Origin of the sequence: Pseudoalteromonas sp. ASV78, from assembly GCF_047806705.1 — a bacterium.
GTDB classification, from domain to species: domain Bacteria; phylum Pseudomonadota; class Gammaproteobacteria; order Enterobacterales; family Alteromonadaceae; genus Pseudoalteromonas; species Pseudoalteromonas prydzensis_A.
Genome location: NZ_JBLOPA010000001.1, coordinates 2,961,524 through 2,979,268, shown reverse-complemented (window position 1 = coordinate 2,979,268; position 17,745 = coordinate 2,961,524). Strand labels below are relative to the sequence as shown.

Sequence of the window (17,745 nt, the reverse complement as noted above, 5' to 3'; positions counted from 1 at the left end):
CAGCTTAGCTTTAGTCAACAGGCTATAGTTGCCTCTAATTCTAATGAAAATTTAGTGATAGTTCAGGCTAATGATTTATTTAGCAGTTTAAAAATGCTTTCAGAGCAAACCGGTGAAGCCGTTTTTTTTGCCGCTGATCTGGCCAATATATCTGCCAATTTTTATTACTCAGGTGACAATGATTTAACGCGCATCATTGAACTGATAGCAACTCACTACCAAGTTAATATTGAGCAATTAGAAGGCTCTTTAATCGTGTCTGAGTTAATAACAGCTGCAGATAAAAATGATGAACTAATTAATACGCCAATTCTCCCCGCAAAAAAAGATATCCTACTTGAAGAAGTGCTCATTAGTGCTTCGTCAGTGCAGACTAAGAGGGCTCGCAGATATTCTGTTAATAATGATGTGAACCCCGGTGACGCTGTGCGAGTTGAATCAATATCACTAATGAATGCCGCGAGCTTTGCGACTAATAATTTAGCTGATTCATTACTTAATGTTGCAGGAATGTCGGCTAGTTATGACAGTGCTGAGGCAAGGCAGGTTGCCATGCGAGGATTAAGTGGTGATTTTATTCATGTTGCATTAAACGGTATGCAGACTCTTGCGATACATGGCTCTTCCCTTGATAGCAGAGAACAAAATGAACGTGCGCTCGCATTTGATTTTAATGTGTTGCCAAGTGAGTTATTTGAAAAAGTAGATATTGTTAAAGAGTATAGTGTTGATCAGGATAGCGCAGGCATAGCGGGCAATATTAATCTATATACGAGCAATGCTGAACAGCTTATGGATGAAGAGCCGCAATTAAATGCCATGTTTGAATACAGCCAAACAGACTTTGTTGATAAACCAATACATCGTGGTGCGTTTTCTTGGCAATACAAACGCCGACATTGGTTTTATATGCTCGGCGGCAGCGTAAATAATAAAGTAACGCAAGAGCAGGGGTACAATACTTATCGGTGGCGACAGTTAGATATTGCAAGTACTGACATTAGCCAACTTAGTACTGACATACAGAAAAAGCTACAAGCGCAACAGGTTTACTTTCCGCGAGGAAATCGATATTCCATTTGGAATAATAATATTAAACAGCAAGGGGTTACCGCTGCTGTACATTATTATGGTGATAACTTTAGCCATAAACTTGATTGGTTATATGCAGCGCTTAATAACCAAAAGCAGGAGTATCACCTTGCAACTCGAGGGATCGGCTCCTCGGCACTCGCAGCCGGTAGCGACCAGCCGAGTAAAATTACGCAGCTTGAAATTGATGAATATGACTATTTACGCTTTGCAGAATTTGAAAATGCGCAAATAGCTACTGAGAGTCGGCAACTAAACAAAAAAACACAATTTTCGCAGCTCACTTGGCGAGGCGATTATTGGCTTTCTCCTAAGCTTAAGTTGAATTGGTTGTTAGGGAGCTCGAAAAACGAGTTAAACGTGCCAAAAGATGAAAAAGTATTTTTAAAAGCATTTAGTAATTTAACAACCGACTACTCCCCTCAACTGGCTTATCCTCATAATAGTTACGGTATGGATTTAGAGGCGAGTAAACAATGGCAATTGGATGAAATTGATATACAGGCTAATCAATCATTAATTGAACAACAACAGGGTAATATAGGCTTTAGTTACCAGCATGACGCAACCCTTTGGCAATTTGGTGTCCAGTATAAGCGTTTTGTAGATGGGCGAGTGCAAAAACAACAGGATGACCTTTATAAAAGAGAATTTAATACAGGTCTTTTAGATAATGCACTTGATAGTGAATTAAGTAAGGTTATTGATTATCATAAAGACGTTTCTTGGCTAGGGGTAAATAATAGCAATGTGGCCAAGCGTTACTTAACAGGTATTCGCCTCGATAGTGGCGATATTTTAGATTCGCAAAGTTATAGCTTAAAGCGAATTAACAGCGCTGCTTGGTTGCAGTATGGGTATCAGCAGGATGATTACAGTGTTGATTTAGGTGTGCGTATCGAGCATTTTGATGAGCAAGTCCGCCAAGCCAAAAACCTTGAAGGCACAAGTAATCGTTATTCACGGCCGCTCTTTTCAGCTAATTTTAGATATGCACTTTCAGCTAACTGGCAAACCCGCTTAAATATAAGTGAAAATCTTACCCCTGTTGCCACCAAGTATTTTAACCCAACAAAGCAACCATTATCGGGTATTGCCGGTTATGAAGTGAGTAATACATCACTATCTGCTTATGAAAGTCAGCAAGTTACGGTGCAGTTGCTTGGTAGTGTTGATTCGCACACTCAACTTGTCAGTAGTGTGTATGCTAAAAAGTTGTCAGGGTTAATTAATTTTCAGCAGGTTGCTGATGAGAGCAGCTTATATCAGCGGGTGAACCAAGCAACGGCTTGGGTCAAAGGTATCGATATTGATTTAACTCACCACTTACACCCAAATATAACACTTAATGCAGCTTATAGTTACGCTAATAGCGAACGAGATTACCGTTTTGCTGATATGTTTAAGTATACCGGGCAGTTAGAAGGGTTATCTAAACATGTGGCTAATTTTTCACTAGATTACCAACAACCAACATGGGGCAGCAGACTACAGCTGAACTATCGTAGTGGTTATATTAGTGAAGTAAATTACCAGCAAGTATGGGTTGATCAGTTCGAAACGGGGTTTTTACCGTTTAGGCGTATTAATTGGTCTGCTTATTTTGCTTTAAACGATGTACTTGAATTAAATGTTGGCGTGAATAATCTTAGTAATGAATATTACCGAGAGTATGCAGGCCAACATCATGCTATATACAACACCACTCAAGCAGGGAGGCAGTATTATCTGCGCTTTATATTGATGCTGTAACGACGCCATTTTTAGCTTTAACGCAATTAGAAGCCTGGATAACCAGTAGGCAGCGATGAGTTAAGTTTGTTGATAAAGTTACCATCGTTAAAAGGGGTGTTAGCTTTATCAAAGCTGGTGGTATTAAATAAATATTGTAAATCGGCATTTGTTGTCCCTACATCACCTTGCATTAACTGCCACGAAGCTAGTGTTGGTGTATGCCATGCCCCAGTCCCGTTTTCTGCCACCTCTTGCGCACCACCAGGCCTAAATACGTGAGTTGATGCACCATCTTTGTGATACACAATGCGAACATGTTGTTGCTGAGCGTCGTCATAAGCGTAATCGTTTTTGGCAGCCGTAACCGCACCACGGTGTTTAGAGTAGCTGATATGAGTTAAATTATTATTGGTAAGCCATACAATTACGTATTCCCAGTCATGACGATGGCTGAAAATATCATCAAACCAGGCGTCATCTATCGCCTGATCTTTCTCAAAATATAACGCATACATATGTGCACAATATTGAACATTTCCGTTATTAACACAGGTACTACGATGATTAGTATTTGAGTTAACTAAATCAGAGTTATCCCTGCAACCCCCTCTAATACTGCCCGTTGGCTTTAATCCGCCATTAACTTGGCCATTACGACCAATCCCAACCGATGGGTAGCAGCCATCAGTATCATAATCAAAACGAGGGGCCCACTTTTTAGCCTCACTGGTTGTAAATTCTGCAATTTTTGGTGGCGGAGCAGCGTGTACTGCCTGACAAAAAAAGGATGTACTTACAAAAGCTAAAGTATAGATAAAGCATGATTTTTTCATTTTACGTTTCCTTGAGTTTAGTTTGAATGTCCTATTAAAGAGCAAACTAAACATACCAAGGAGACAAATTTTATTATGAAACTTTCATTACCAGCTGGTTATTGTGCATGCATAGCGAGTTGCGCGAGTGCTCGATTTATATGTTTTTTTACGGCATCCTCGCTTAAATCTAATTCTTTGGCTATGTGCTCTCTGCTTTGGTTGTATAAACGACGGCGAATAAAAACTTGTTGACGCATCGGCGGCATATTTTTTAATACCGCCTGTATTGCTGATATTTGTTGATGTTGTGAGTAGCGCTGCTCAATACATTCAGACTCTCTGGTATCAAGCGTTTCATCGTAAGGCTCGCTTTTTTTAGCTGATAGCTTCCATGCAAAATGACGTGCGACAGTTACTGCATAAGCAAGAGGATTATCGATTTTTTTATGTTTATCTTGCTCGATCACCGTGGCAAATGTTTCTTGGAACACATCAGCCTCATCTTCAGGCACTTTGACCCATTTACGGATTGCGGCTTTCAATTTTTGCTCATCTTTTAACAACTCAGTTGTAATTGAAAATTCGCGTTTACTCACGGCTATATTCTTATTTTTAATTTAAAAATCTACCCTATGCTGACAGACAAATATGACAACCAAATTAACTTTTATCGCATTATGAATAATTAAAAAAATTTAATTTTTTTTGGCGCCTTTTTAACTTTCCCCCTCTCTTTACAGGCATTAACAACTCGCTTTTAAGTAAAAATACAGGGTCGATATGTTTAGTAAAGGGTTGCAAGTTATTAGCGTTATGGTTTTTTTATCTGCCGTCAGCTTGCCAGTAAAAGCTGCTGTAAAGCTTAATGAGTTACAGGTGATTGGTAGTCATAACAGTTATAAAACAGGGCTTGATGAGCAGATAGTCAATAAGCTAGATAATTTAGAAAGCGGGTTTGCAGATAAAATTAGTTATGCACACCCTGCGCTTAATGAGCAGCTAGATTTAGGGTTAAGACAGCTTGAGATCGATGTACTTGCAGATAACCAAGGTGGCCGATATTCAAATCCTCTGGGCCAAGCATGGACTAAAAATCAACTATACAGCGACGTGCAAAAGCAGCAGCTTGCAAAGCCTGGGTTTAAGGTGCTGCATATTCCAGATATTGATGTGGGCAGTCACTGTGTTTTATTTGCTGAGTGTTTAACGCAATTAAAGAGCTGGTCAAATCAGCACCCTCATCATCTACCGATTTATATCTTATTTAATGTTAAAGAATCACGTTGGACAAAAATGGCTGGAGTTCAGCCTGAGCTTTTCTCGGTATCTCATTATCAAGCCCTGAGTAAAGAGATTGCTAAGGTGCTAGGGCAAGATAAGTTACTCACCCCAGCAGATGTCAAACAGCCCAATCAAGGTTTAGCTGAATCGATAAAAAGTCAGGGCTGGCCTGAATTGGAGAGCGTAAGAGGTAAGTTTGTATTTATTTTTGATGTAAATGAACGCCAGCTACAGCGGTTTGCTCAAGTAGCAAACCCCAATATGTTTGCAGCGTGGCCAATTTCTCATCCAAATGCCGCTTTTCTATTGTTTAACAACCCCCAACAGCAACACAAATTAATAACGCAGGCTGTTGCACAAGGCTTTATCGTGCGTACCCGTGCTGATGAATTTAATGCCAAACAATCGCCGCATAATCGCGCAAAAAGTGCCATTACCTCAGGTGCACAAATCATATCTAGTGACTTTTATTTAGGTGCAAAGCAAACACCGCTGAATGCCCCTTTTGTCAGTTTTAAATTAGTGAAAAAGCAACACGTTAAGCAGCCTGCAAATCCGTTTGTACGCTGTGTGAGTTCTGTCACTGATTGCCCACTTTAACTTTTAATTTTAATTGGAGAAAACCATGAAACCGCAATTAACAAAACGCTACCTAACACTGGCAATTTTAGCGGGTATAGCTAGTACCAGCTCGTCTATTTTTGCAGCACAACAAGGTGAGCAAGTACAAGATATGGAGCAAATAGTCGTTAAAGGCTTTCGCCAAAGCTTATTAAAGAACCGTGATGTAAAGCGCGACTCTTTAATGGTGCAAGATAGCATTGTAGCTGAAGATATTGCTGACTTTCCGGATCTAAACTTAGCGGAATCATTGCAACGTGTTCCTGGGGTAACTATTACCCGGGAAGGTGGTGAAGGGCGGCAAATATCGTTACGTGGCTTGGGCCCTGATTTTACTCGAGTAGAACTGAATGGTTTAGACGTACTCGCAACCAGTGGCAGTAGCATGGATAGTCGAGGACAGGCTAACCGTTCGCGTGGATTTGATTTTAACGTTTTTGCCTCTGAACTATTTAGTCAAATTGATGTGAAAAAGTCATTCTCGGCAAGCATGGAAGAAGGTGGCATTGGCGGTACAGTTGCGCTGCGCCCAAGTAAGCCTTTTGATTACGACGGACTAAAAGGGGCGATCTCTGCTCAAGTAGGCTCTAACTCGATGGCGCATGGTACCAGCCCGCGTTTAGCGGGGTTGATCTCTAATACCTGGGATAACTTTGGCGCATTATTCTCATTAGCTTACTCTAAGCGCGATACAATGGAGCAAGGCACAAATACGTATCGTTGGCGCCCACTTGATGGCGCAGGCTCTGACTTGAGTGCTTTAGATCAAGCAACGCAAGATGAAGTGGCCAATAAAGAACTGCGCTTTGCACGCGGTAATCGTTACTCAGCATGGGAAAACGAACAAGAGCGTTTAGGGGTTACCTCTGCCTTGCAATATAAAGCTAGCGATAACTTATCTTTTGATTTAGATATTTTATATGCAGAACTGAACAACGATAAAAATGAGCACCATATAGCAACGCGTGGCGCAGGGTTAAGTGGTTTGGGTGGTTCAACAACCGCTGGTGGACAAACTGTTGGCGGCGCAGTGGTGAATGAGCTGCGTTATAACGAGAACGGTGAAGCTGTTTACACCGATATTAGTAACGCAACGTTAGCAACAGAAAGCCGTGTACAAAAAATGGATACAACCTTTAGCCAAGTATCATTTTTAACTAATTGGCAATTAAGTGAATCTACAGCGCTTAAGTTGCTACTCGGTCATTCTGAGAATGAATTTACCATTCCTGTCAGTGATAAAGTGTTTTATGAAGGTTTTGGCAGAGTGACCTCTGATTATGTGCAAGATCGGTTTTACGCTAAGCATACTTATGACTTTGATACAGCCGCAATCGATAATTGGAAAATGCACGAGTTTGATCTGGATGAAAGCGAACAGAACTCTAATTATGACACGATTAAACTCTCGTTCAATACGTTTGTAGGCGACACTGGTGAATTAAAGTATGGCGTATTAAATAAAAAGTTTAGCTCTGACGGTAAAGAGTACCAAGTTAAAGACGCACTAAAAGGAGAGTTGGAGTCCGGAGCAATCGATAATAGCCTAGATGCGAGCTTTTTTAGTGTTTATAGCGGTCATGACAAAGCAAACTGGGCTGCTGCAAATGTTGGCAAAGCACAAGACTATTTTGCTGTAAACCCTGCTCTAACGGAGCAAGATTTACAAATCAATAGTATCTATGATTTAACCGAAGAAACCCGTGCAGCATGGCTGGAGTATCAATGGCAAAATGAGCTGTTCGGCGGTAACGTTGGCGTGCGATATGTGCAGACAGATATCACTTCAACTGGTTATATATCAACTGGCAGCGACAACGTAGAAACTCAGGTTGAACAAGATTATGCTGAGTTGTTACCTTCATTGAACGTAGTTTGGTATGTCGCCGAGAGTGTTCAGGTAAGAGGAAGTATTAGTAAAAATCTCACACGTCCTTCTTTAGCCTCACTTGCTATTTCAGGGTCTGTTAACACCGATAAGCTAGAGCTAAGTTCCGGTAATCCAGGGCTTTCACCTTATGAGTCAATAAACTACGACACTGCGATTGAATGGTATATCGATGATACTGGTTTTATCACCGCAGGCTTATTCTACAAAGATATTGATAATTTTGTAATTGGCAGCAGCACTAAAATGCCCTATGGGCAAACAGGCTTTTCAGAAGCATTGTTAGCACCAGGACAAACCGCAGCCACTGAGTTTACTTATTACACCAGCGTAAATGGTGAAAAAACCAGTATTCAAGGTTTAGAGTTAGGCGGCCAATTAGACTTTACCTTTTTACCTGCGCCATTTAACAATATGGGGGTGATCGCCAACTACACTTATGCTGACGGCGACATGGATTACTACGATGGCGATGAGTACTTTGCTACTAAAGCGTTCCCCGGTTTATCTGAGCATTCAGCGAATGCCACGTTATATTACGAAACCGAGCAGTGGGGTATGCGGGTATCGTCATCGTATCGTAGTGAGTACTTAACAGAGATAGCTTCGCCATCGGATTCAGACCAAGATGAAGCTGGCTTTCATGGTACGACTTATGTGGATTTTTCAGCTTTTTATAATATAAGTGAGAAGTTAAAAGTCACTTTCGAAGCAGTTAACTTAACCAACCAACGTGAAGAGCAATATAGTGACTCGGACGATCGTTTGTATAACACCACTGAATTTGGCTCAACTTATTATGTAGGGGTTAACTACCAGCTGTAGTTAATAGTAAGCGCCACTTTTTAGTGGCGCTTTTAATATAAGCTGGTAGTGACATTGTTTTTATCAATATTTATTAGGGAAAAAACGCTGTCATCCTTAACATTATCAATTAATTTGTTCTAAATTCTTAGCGTTAAGTTATGCGCTAAGCTATCGCGACGATATTTACTCGGGGTCTGATTAAATAATTTTTTAAATGCGTAAATGTAAGCTGAATCAGAGGTATAGCCTAACTCTAATGCAATATCTTGAATCGACCTCTTTGAATCCAACAGTTGTAAAGATAAAACAAGTCTTATATTTTGCCGCCACAATGAGAAAGATTGATTAAATTCTTTTGCGCAAGCTCTCGATAAAGTGCGTTCTGATGCCCCAACTTTTTTAGCCCATTCTTTTAAAGTGAATGACAAATCAGGTTGTTGCTTAAGTTGTTTGAAAATTGCTAGCAGGCGTTTATCGGTTGGCAGTAATAATGGGATGTCATAACTATTAGCCATGACAATTTGATCTCTGAGCACGAGTAATAAATGAGTAATATTGGATTCTGATTGTTGGCTCATTTCATTTTCAAACAAGAGCAATATGAGCTGTTTAATGAATGGCGTTACAAGGCAAGATTTAGCTTCACTTGCATACTCCACCCATACATCAGGATTAAGATAAACGGCTAAAAATTCAGTATTTGTAACTGCTACAGATTTATGAGACGTGTTTGCGGGTATGTATAGCATTGCATTGTGAGGCACGATTATGCTTTTACCAGCAATGCTTGATTGTAGTAAACCTTTAAATGGGAACACTATTTGATGCCATGGATGTGAGTGAAAATCATCAACGTAACCAGCAGGCATATGAATTGTTTTTGTTATTAGCTGTTTATGTGTATAGCTTTGGATTAGCTCGTTAGCTTGCATGGTGGCGGTTTATCGATGTTTTGTGTCAGTTAGTATAAAACGCATAGCGCTGATTTGGTATATCATCGTGAGCTTCTGTTATATAAAAAGGCAAAAAAATGCATATTCACTTTATTATCCATGAGCATTTTGAAGCGCCAGGTGCATACGAAACTTGGGCTAGAATGCATGGTTATAATATTAGCTATTCTAAGGTGTATGAAGGTAGCCCTCTGTTAGATACGATTAAAGATATTGATATTTTAATAGTAATGGGTGGCCCCCAAAGTCCTAATACAACAATTGATCAATGCCCTTATTTTGATGCAAAAGGTGAACAAGCCTTGATCTTAAAAGCGGTTGTTGCTGGGAAAATTGTACTTGGCGTTTGTTTAGGAGCGCAGTTGATTGGCGAAGCATTAGGTGCTCATTATGAACATAGTCCTGAGCGTGAGATTGGTAAATTTCCAATTACTTTAACACCAGCAGGTTTAGTGCATCCCTTGTTTGAGCACTTCGATAAAGTGTTAGAGGTAGGTCATTGGCACAATGATATGCCGGGGCTGACATCTGATGCAAAGATCATCGCATATAGCGAGGGCTGCCCAAGACAAATCGTTGCTTATAATGAGCGAGTATTTGGTTTTCAATGCCATATGGAGCTAACTAAAGAGGTTGTAGCCTTGCTAATTGAGCATGATGATCTTAGTGAAGCTGCAAAATATCGCTTTGTGGATGAGCCAGAAGTATTACTTGCTCATGACTATGATGTAATGAACCAAAAGCTCTATTTATTTTTAGATAAATTAGTAAATACCTATTAACTCAAAGGTATGTGCTGCGCTGCCTGTTTCTATCAGTTTTCTCTAAGCTGAAGTAAGATAGAGTTACTTTAACCATCGTGCTAAGGTTTTTATTTAGCTAAATCAATGAACAACGTCGCTTTGTTCTAACTAGTGGGCCGAATATTTTCATCTAAAGCCATATTTAAAATCACTAATCTCTACTTAACGGGCAATAAATGCGCTAAAAATACAGGTTTTTTCGTCATGGCCATATGTATATATGGCGGTGCAAGTCCAGCAAAATGCTTCATTTAAAGAACCCAAAATAGGTCCTAAACTAATAAGTAAGTCAGCCGATACAGAAATACTTGAATGCAGAATAACTAAAAAAGGAACTTTTATGACAATCAATTTTAATATCCATCAAGCGGTAAGTCTTACTACTACAAATCAACCCAAAGCGCCGATAGCTCCTCAGCAGCAAGTGACAGATGCTAAAAAAGAGGTAGAGGCAGAACCAGAAGCGATTGCTGCATTTACTGGCGAAGCACAAAAAAGCTCACCCTATAGTGCGCTGCTTAATCCTGAAGGCTTTGATTTTAGTAATATGTCGATCAATGAATTTAAAGGGATAGTTGATGCGGTGAGAAAACTTGAGTCGGACACACAAAGAGCAAGCGGTAACACAGAAAGCCTCAGAGGAACATTTTGGGGGGATGTTATGGATGTAAAGGGCTCTCTTGAAGGGATCAACTTCCAGAACAGAGGTTTTTCTTCAAGTGATAAAATCGATATAACAGCATTTTTTGAACTTGGTGTTAAGGAAGCACAACAAATGCGAAAAGAGCACCCTCGCTCTTTTAGTAAAGTTGTTGGATTTGCGCGGTCTGCTTTATCAACGGTAGAAAAATTAACCTCAGAATCTTTTATTAAAGAATATCAAGCAAAGGCCGTTGAGTTCTTAAAAAGCCAAGATACCCCATTGATAAAAACGCAGGCCTAGTTAAACCTGCGCATCAATAGATTAATTTTCGCGGTATTCGTAGCGCACACCACCACGCGTACCATTACCGCCACCATTATTTTTGAGTTTTAGTACATAACTACCATTACTTAAATATTGGCCAATATGAGTACCGGAGTCAATTACTTGGTCACCACGATATAAAATCAGCTCCATATCATGACCATCGTAATTTTTTTCGATAGTAAAAAAGAATGAATTACAACCGCCTCCAAAACTTGAAAATCGCGCTAGTGTAGCTTCTTCATCTATCTTAACGCTGGCATATTTGGTGTACTTATATGTTTCACAGCGTGAACTCGCCCATTGTGAATTTAACTCAGCGGCTCTTTGATTGACATCCAGCTCACCCAATTCAGAGCGATCAAGTAATTCAGCCATTGTTATACCTTCGGCTTTTGCAACTGCCTCGGCTCGTTTTGTTAATTCACTTTCTACTGTAGCCATAGCTAAAGTGCTAGTCGCGGTTAAAGCAATGAGGATAATAGCGTTGAGTAAATGTGTAAGTTTCATCTTAGTCCTTTGAGTTTTAGATAATTTCCAATATAGATAGTGACACTTTGCATGCCGAAGAGAATGTTACAGTAATATTTTGTTCCTGAAAAAGGGGGGGGGAGGTTGTACTTAAATATCAAGCTTAAATGTAATTACCTAAAATAAGTCCTAAACTAATAAGTAAGTCAGCCGATACAGAAATACTTGAATGCAGAATAACTAAAAAAGGAACTTTTATGACAATCAATTTTAATATCCATCAAGCGGTAAGTCTTACTACTACAAATCAACCCAAAGCGCCGATAGCTCCTCAGCAGCAAGTGACAGATGCTAAAAAAGAGGTAGAGGCAGAACCAGAAGCGATTGCTGCATTTACTGGCGAAGCACAAAAAAGCTCACCCTATAGTGCGCTGCTTAATCCTGAAGGCTTTGATTTTAGTAATATGTCGATCAATGAATTCAAAGGGATAGTCGATGCAGTAAGAAAGCTTGAGTCGGATACACAAAGAGCAAGTGGTAACACAGAAAGCCTCAGAGGAACATTTTGGGATGATGTTATGGGTGTAAAGGGTCCATTAGATAATATTGATTTTGCAGAAAAGACTTTTTCTGCTGACGATAAAATTAATATTAATGCGTATTTTGAGTCTCGAGTCGATGAAGCACAACAAATGCGAAAAGAGCACCCTCGCTCTTTTAGTAAAGTTGTTGGATTTGCGCGGTCTGCTTTATCAACGGTAGAAAAATTAACCTCAGAATCTTTTATTAAAGAATATCAAGCAAAGGCCGTTGAGTTCTTAAAAAGTCAAGATACCCCATTGATAAAAACGCAGGCCTAGTTAAACCTGCGCATCAATAGATTAATTTTTGCGGTATTCGTAGCGCACACCACCACGCGTGCCATTACCTAAAACACATTAAAATCACTAATCTCTACTTAACGGGCAATAAATACGCTAAAATTGCAGGCTATTTTTAGTAATGAGCCCGCACCTTTTATGACCTCAACCGCAAACCTTAGTAATTTCAACGAACTTGGCCTTATTCCAGAGCTATTAGCTCGTTTAACTGATTTGGCATACACCCAGCCGACGCCGATTCAGGCAAAAGCAATTCCGAGTGTATTAGCGGGTAATGATTTAATTGCAGGGGCAAACACCGGCTCAGGTAAAACGGCGACGTTTGCATTGCCTATATTACAAAAACTTTTTTTAGAGCAAGGTGCTAAAAAAGCTGCTAGCAAAGGTAACTATGTTACTGGGCTTATTTTAGTGCCAACGCGAGAGCTGGCAACGCAGGTGGCTGATAGTGTTAAGTCGTATTCTGCAAATTTTAATGGCGCAATAAAAACCGTTGCCGTGTTTGGTGGTGTATCGGTTAATACCCAAATGCAGGCACTGCGCGGTGGTGCCGATATCATCGTAGCAACCCCTGGGCGTTTGCTTGATTTAATCTCAAGCAATGGGATTAAGCTCGATAAAATAACTACGCTTGTGCTTGATGAAGCTGACCGCATGCTAAGCCTTGGTTTTACCGAAGAACTGACTAACTTATTAGCGCTTATGCCCGCTAAAAAACAAACCATGTTGTTTTCAGCGACTTTCCCTGAGCAGGTCACATTATTAACGCAAGAGCTGTTAACTAACCCCGTTGAAATTCAAGTCCAAAACAAAGATGAAAGCACCCTTGTGCAACGTGTGTTTAGCGTTAACAAAGGCGAGAAAACCACGGTTTTAGCGCATTTAATTAAACAGCAGCAATGGCGCCAAGCACTGATTTTTGTCAACGCCAAAAAAGATTGTGAGCACTTAGCCAGTAAGCTTGAAAAACGCGGCGTGAATGCGCAAGTGTTCCATGGTGATAAAGGCCAAAGTGAACGTACTCGGGTCATCGAAAAATTTAAAGCCGGTGAAATTGAAGTACTGATTGCCACTGATATTGCTGCCCGTGGTTTAGACATTGCCAAACTGCCAGTAGTGATTAACTTTAACTTACCACGCAGCCCTGCTGATTACATGCACCGTATTGGCCGAAGTGGCCGTGCCGGTGAAGTGGGCTTGGCGTTATCACTGATAGATTATGAAGACTTTCATCACTTTAGAATTATTGAGAAGAAAAACAAGCTACGCTTAGAGCGCGAAGAGGTTACAGGCTTTGCCGTAAACCAAGCGAATCTTGATGCTGCACAGGCACTTAAAAACGATAAACCCATGGCCAAACCTGAAGGCACAGGCAAGAAAAAGAACAAAAATAAAGCCGATGTTGAAGATGTATGGAGCGGCTGGCGAGGCCGTAAGTAACAAGCACAAAAAAGCCGACGCAAGTCGGCTTTTTCATTTACAGTAAACAGTTAGCTTACTTATAAAACGCTTCTACTGTGCCTTTTACTTTCATAAGCAATGGTTGTCCGCGACGGTCTAGCGCTTTTGGTGCGGCTACTTTGATCCAGCCTTCACTAATGCAGTATTCTTCAACGTCAAAACGCTCTTTGCCGTTAAGTGTAATACCTATTTCATGTTCAAATACGTCTTCTACATAAAACTTGCTGCGTGGGTTGATCGAAAGTTGATCGGGTAATTCTGGTTTATTGGTATCAGTCATAATTGTGATCTGTATTGAATATATTGTGCGTCATTGTAGGCAATCACAGCTGTTTGCTCAATAAAAATTACTCGCACGCTTGTTGAGATTGCATTATATGTGGGGCCATTATTGTACTGCGAGTGGTGGCTTTTTTTAGGTAAAAGTCAGCACGCACTGTTACTTTAAAGTGGTTAACGACACAGCCGGAGGCTTTATTATTTAATAGGCCAATAGGATATTCGTGATTAGGAATTTGTTGCAATCTTTGCCAATTACCAGACCCATCAAGTAAATAGGAGGTTTTCTGTGGTCCTCCTCGAAGCAGGCAGTAACGTTATCGCTTAAGTTAAGTAATTATCAAACAGGCTGGTTGCTGTTATTAAAATTATACAAAATTCAATTGTAATACTATAACGTCAGATAAATTTATGTTATGTTGTAACAAATCAATAAGCAACTTTAATACGTGGATCATGAAGTACTCAGCATTAACTCTTGCCTTTGCGGCGCTCTCTTTTGGTTCTTATGCCACAGAGTCAGATATAGAAACCATTAGCATTGAACATAAACAAGCCTTTCGAGGCGATATTCCAGTTAAAGAGTTGCCACAGTCAATTACCACATTAAGTAAAGAAATGATGGTCGATAATGGCATTACCAAGTTTAGAGATGCGCTTGATTTTTCTGCTAGTATTTCTCGTAAAAATAATGGTGGCGCACTGTGGGATAGCTATTCTATTCGCGGTTTGTCGGGCAATGAAAATATGCCGTCGGGTTATTTAATTAATGGATTTAGTGGTGGGCGCGGGTTTGCAGGTCCTCGGGATGTATCAAATATTGAGTATATTGAGGTGCTAAAAGGTCCCGGCTCGGCTTTATATGGCCGCTCTGAGCCAGGTGGTACGATAAATATCATTACTAAAAAGCCACAGTTTTATCAGCAAGGCCAATTAAAAGCCGAATTTGGTAGCGAAGATCATAAACGTGTGCAAGGTGATTACACTAACGGCCTTACAGAAGATATTGCATTTCGAATTAATGGTGCATGGCAAGATAGTGATAGCTTTCGCGATTATGTACACCACGATAAATTTGTTATTACGCCATCGCTTTATTATCAGCTTAACGACAAGTCATCATTAACCTATGAGTTTGAGTATGTTGATCAGCAGCAGATGTATGATCGCGGCATTGTTGTACTTAACGATAATTTTGACACCGTACCTAGAAGCCGCTTTTTAGGTAACCCTAATGATGCGCCAACTAAAGTGCACTCTCGCGGACACCAACTTAATTATAATTACGATTTTAATCGCGATTGGTCACTCTTATTGGGGGGGAACTATCGAACCGCGACGTTAACAGGTTTTTCGTCTGATGCTGAACTATCTCCTCCAAGACAGACTTTGTCTTTAGATAACCCAATGCTTACGCGTCAACACCGTTATAGAGATTATTACTCTGATGATTTGTCAGTACGCGCAGAATTAAGTGGTCATTTTGATATAGCAGATATAACCAATCATGTTTTGCTTGGTGTTGATGGATATGATTACGAGCTACGCACTGGGCTTTATCGTTATCGCGGTGGTAAAGACACGCATACATTAAATATTTATCAGCCAAACTACAGTGAAGGGCAAGGCCCCGATGTTGCGCAACTGTATGAAAATAAAGAAAAGCAAAAGGCATACGGTATTTATGTGCAAGATCAGCTAGACCTTACCGAGCGGTTTAAATTAATGCTGGGATTGCGGTTTGATGAAATTGAGCAGAATATTTTCGAGACTAAGTCAGGCGTTACCTCAGATAGCACGATGAACCGACTTAGCCCACGGCTAGGGATGGTATATGAGCTAAATGATGCGATTAACTTTTATACCAGTTATTCCGAAGGGTTTATACCTTTAAGTGGTACTGACGCTCAGGGTAAATCGTTTGGTTTTGAAGAAAGTGATTCCTTGGAAGTGGGTGTGAAGTTTGGCTTTGACAACATTAGCGGCACTATTGCCGTATTTGATGCTAGCAAAGGCAACATGTTGGTGGCTGACGATAAGGGTTATTCAAAACCGATTGGTAAAGTAACCAGTAAAGGTATTGAGGTTGATCTGACGGGTAGTTTAGGTGCAAACACTCAGTACACGCTTTCTTATGCTTACGTAAAGGCTGAAACAGCTAAAGACATGATTAATGTCGATTGGTTAGAGCCTATCCCTAAAGGTAGCCCATTAGTTAATGTACCAAAAAATAATTTTTCGCTTGCTTTAAATCACAATACCCGCGTATTTGAGCAAGACATAAAAGTAGGTGGTCATTACCAATATATTTCAGACCGACTGGGCGACCCAGTAAATTTATCTTTTAACTTACCGAGTTATCAGCTAGTGGGTTTATTTGCGCAATGGCAGGTGACTGAACGGACAAATGTTTCACTTAATGTTGATAATGTTTTTGACGAAAGCTACATCGCCAGTAGCTATAACGCATTGTGGGCATACCCAGGCGCACCAACACAATTTAAGTTAGGTATAAGTTATGACTTCTGAGCAACTTAAAACCCGTATTCACAGTATCGACATCATGCGCGGTGTGGTTATTTTGCTAATGTTACTTGATCATGTGCGAGAGCGTTTTTTCTTGCACATGGCGGTATCTGATCCAATGGATGTTGACGTTACCTCTCCAGGGTTGTTTTGGAGCCGTTTTGCGGCGCACTTTTGCGCGCCAACCTTTATCTTTTTAACAGGGCTTTCGGCGTGGCTTTATAGCCACCCAAGCTCAGGTAAAGTGCGCTCTGCTCGTAGTTTTTTAGTTAAGCGGGGGTTGTTTTTAATTGCCCTTGAAGTAACCATAATTTGCTTTTTGTGGATTTGGTTTATCCCGACTATTTTTCTGCAAGTGATATGGGCTATTGGCCTGTGTATGCTGGCTCTGGCATTGTTGATCAACTTACCGCAGCGACTATTATTAGCGCTTGGTTTGCTGATTGTGTTTGGCCATAACTTACTTACACCCATTAGCTTTAATCCCGGTGAGTGGGGCTATACCTTATGGACCATACTGCACGATCGCGGCTTCATCTCTGAAGGTGGTTTAGTTAATGTAAAAATCAGTTACCCAGTATTACCATGGATTGGGGTTATTTTATTAGGCTATTGCGCAGGCCCTTTATATGCTTCGAGTCGCGACAGTGATGATAGAAAACAATGGTTAATTGGCTTAGGACTGGGCTGTATCGCTTTGTTTGCAATTTTACGCGGCTTAAATGTCTATGGCGAAACACTGCCATGGCAGCAATTTGCAAGCACGGCGCAAACGGCTATGTCGATATTTAACGTCACTAAATATCCGCCTTCACTGAGCTTTTTATTGATCACTTTTGCGCTGATGTTTTTTGGCTTATGGCTGTTTGAACGGCCATTAAATCGCTTGACCAATGCCTTCAGAGTGTATGGCTCAGTGCCGATGTTCTTTTATATTTTTCATCTCTACGTATTATTGATTTTATACACAATTTGCAGGGCTATTTTTGGTGCTAATCATGGTGCATATTTTGGCGTAAATGATATTACATGGATTTGGTTAATTACGGTTGTGTTAGCGGTTGTTTTATATTGGCCAACTAAGGCATTTAGTGATTATAAACGTGTCGCCAAAAAACCGTGGTTAAAGTATTTATAGTAACAAACAGCGGTATGGCGCAGCCTAT

At 40.3% G+C, this 17,745-nt stretch carries 14 protein-coding genes; 9 read left to right on the top strand and 5 right to left on the bottom strand.

The features are described 5' to 3' along the window. Positions 1-93: 93 nt before the first annotated feature. Complete coding sequence (locus tag ACMVDV_RS13365; protein WP_416158442.1) at positions 94-2,844, top strand: TonB-dependent receptor plug domain-containing protein; 2,751 nt, start codon at positions 94-96, stop codon at positions 2,842-2,844. A gap of 26 nt (positions 2,845-2,870) precedes the next feature. Here ACMVDV_RS13365 and ACMVDV_RS13360 read toward each other — a convergent pair whose 3' ends face one another. Continuing rightward, positions 2,871-3,659: an NPP1 family protein gene (locus ACMVDV_RS13360; RefSeq protein ID WP_416158441.1), complete on the bottom strand. Its 789-nt coding sequence runs from the start codon at positions 3,657-3,659 to the stop codon at positions 2,871-2,873. A gap of 98 nt (positions 3,660-3,757) precedes the next feature. Beyond that, positions 3,758-4,237 carry an RNA polymerase sigma factor gene (locus tag ACMVDV_RS13355; RefSeq protein ID WP_416158440.1) on the bottom strand — a complete coding sequence of 160 codons (480 nt, stop codon included), beginning with the start codon at positions 4,235-4,237 and terminating at the stop codon, positions 3,758-3,760. Between the two features lie 184 nt (positions 4,238-4,421). Here ACMVDV_RS13355 and ACMVDV_RS13350 point away from each other — a divergent pair, with 184 nt between their 5' ends. After that, a complete protein-coding gene (locus tag ACMVDV_RS13350) occupies positions 4,422-5,522 on the top strand; it encodes a Ca2+-dependent phosphoinositide-specific phospholipase C (RefSeq protein ID WP_416158439.1) in 1,101 nt (366 codons plus the stop codon). Between the two features lie 25 nt (positions 5,523-5,547). After that, positions 5,548-8,256, top strand: a complete 2,709-nt coding sequence (locus tag ACMVDV_RS13345; RefSeq protein ID WP_416158438.1) for a TonB-dependent receptor — start codon at positions 5,548-5,550, stop codon at positions 8,254-8,256. Positions 8,257-8,375: 119 nt separating this feature from the next. Here ACMVDV_RS13345 and ACMVDV_RS13340 read toward each other — a convergent pair whose 3' ends face one another. Next, complete coding sequence (locus ACMVDV_RS13340) at positions 8,376-9,056, bottom strand: AraC family transcriptional regulator (protein ID WP_416158437.1); 681 nt, start codon at positions 9,054-9,056, stop codon at positions 8,376-8,378. A 212-nt stretch (positions 9,057-9,268) separates the two neighbouring features. Between ACMVDV_RS13340 and ACMVDV_RS13335 the strand changes: the two genes are divergently transcribed. Together ACMVDV_RS13335 and ACMVDV_RS13330 are read left to right on the top strand one after the other, a co-directional pair. Next, positions 9,269-9,973: a type 1 glutamine amidotransferase gene (locus ACMVDV_RS13335; RefSeq protein ID WP_416158436.1), complete on the top strand. Its 705-nt coding sequence runs from the start codon at positions 9,269-9,271 to the stop codon at positions 9,971-9,973. A gap of 241 nt (positions 9,974-10,214) precedes the next feature. Further along, entirely contained in the window at positions 10,215-10,937 is a 723-nt protein-coding gene (locus ACMVDV_RS13330) for a hypothetical protein (protein WP_416158435.1), read from the top strand. Between the two features lie 21 nt (positions 10,938-10,958). Here ACMVDV_RS13330 and ACMVDV_RS13325 read toward each other — a convergent pair whose 3' ends face one another. Beyond that, the gene (locus tag ACMVDV_RS13325) at positions 10,959-11,471 is read right to left on the bottom strand and encodes a hypothetical protein (RefSeq protein WP_416158434.1); all 513 of its coding nucleotides are present in this window, start codon (positions 11,469-11,471) and stop codon (positions 10,959-10,961) included. 218 nt (positions 11,472-11,689) lie between these two features. On the opposite strand from ACMVDV_RS13325, the gene ACMVDV_RS13320 reads away from it, so the two are divergent. Then, positions 11,690-12,292, top strand: a complete 603-nt coding sequence (locus tag ACMVDV_RS13320; RefSeq protein WP_416158433.1) for a hypothetical protein — start codon at positions 11,690-11,692, stop codon at positions 12,290-12,292. A 159-nt stretch (positions 12,293-12,451) separates the two neighbouring features. Next, a complete protein-coding gene (locus tag ACMVDV_RS13315; protein WP_416158432.1) occupies positions 12,452-13,753 on the top strand; it encodes a DEAD/DEAH box helicase in 1,302 nt (433 codons plus the stop codon). A 55-nt stretch (positions 13,754-13,808) separates the two neighbouring features. Here ACMVDV_RS13315 and ACMVDV_RS13310 read toward each other — a convergent pair whose 3' ends face one another. Continuing rightward, positions 13,809-14,054, bottom strand: a complete 246-nt coding sequence (locus tag ACMVDV_RS13310) for a DUF3297 family protein (protein WP_192541904.1) — start codon at positions 14,052-14,054, stop codon at positions 13,809-13,811. A gap of 455 nt (positions 14,055-14,509) precedes the next feature. On the opposite strand from ACMVDV_RS13310, the gene ACMVDV_RS13305 reads away from it, so the two are divergent. Further along, a complete protein-coding gene (locus ACMVDV_RS13305; RefSeq protein WP_416158431.1) occupies positions 14,510-16,582 on the top strand; it encodes a TonB-dependent siderophore receptor in 2,073 nt (690 codons plus the stop codon). Continuing rightward, positions 16,572-17,717, top strand: a complete 1,146-nt coding sequence (locus tag ACMVDV_RS13300) for a DUF1624 domain-containing protein (protein ID WP_416158430.1) — start codon at positions 16,572-16,574, stop codon at positions 17,715-17,717. The genes ACMVDV_RS13305 and ACMVDV_RS13300 overlap by 11 nt, the downstream gene beginning before the upstream one ends. Positions 17,718-17,745: the final 28 nt, after the last annotated feature.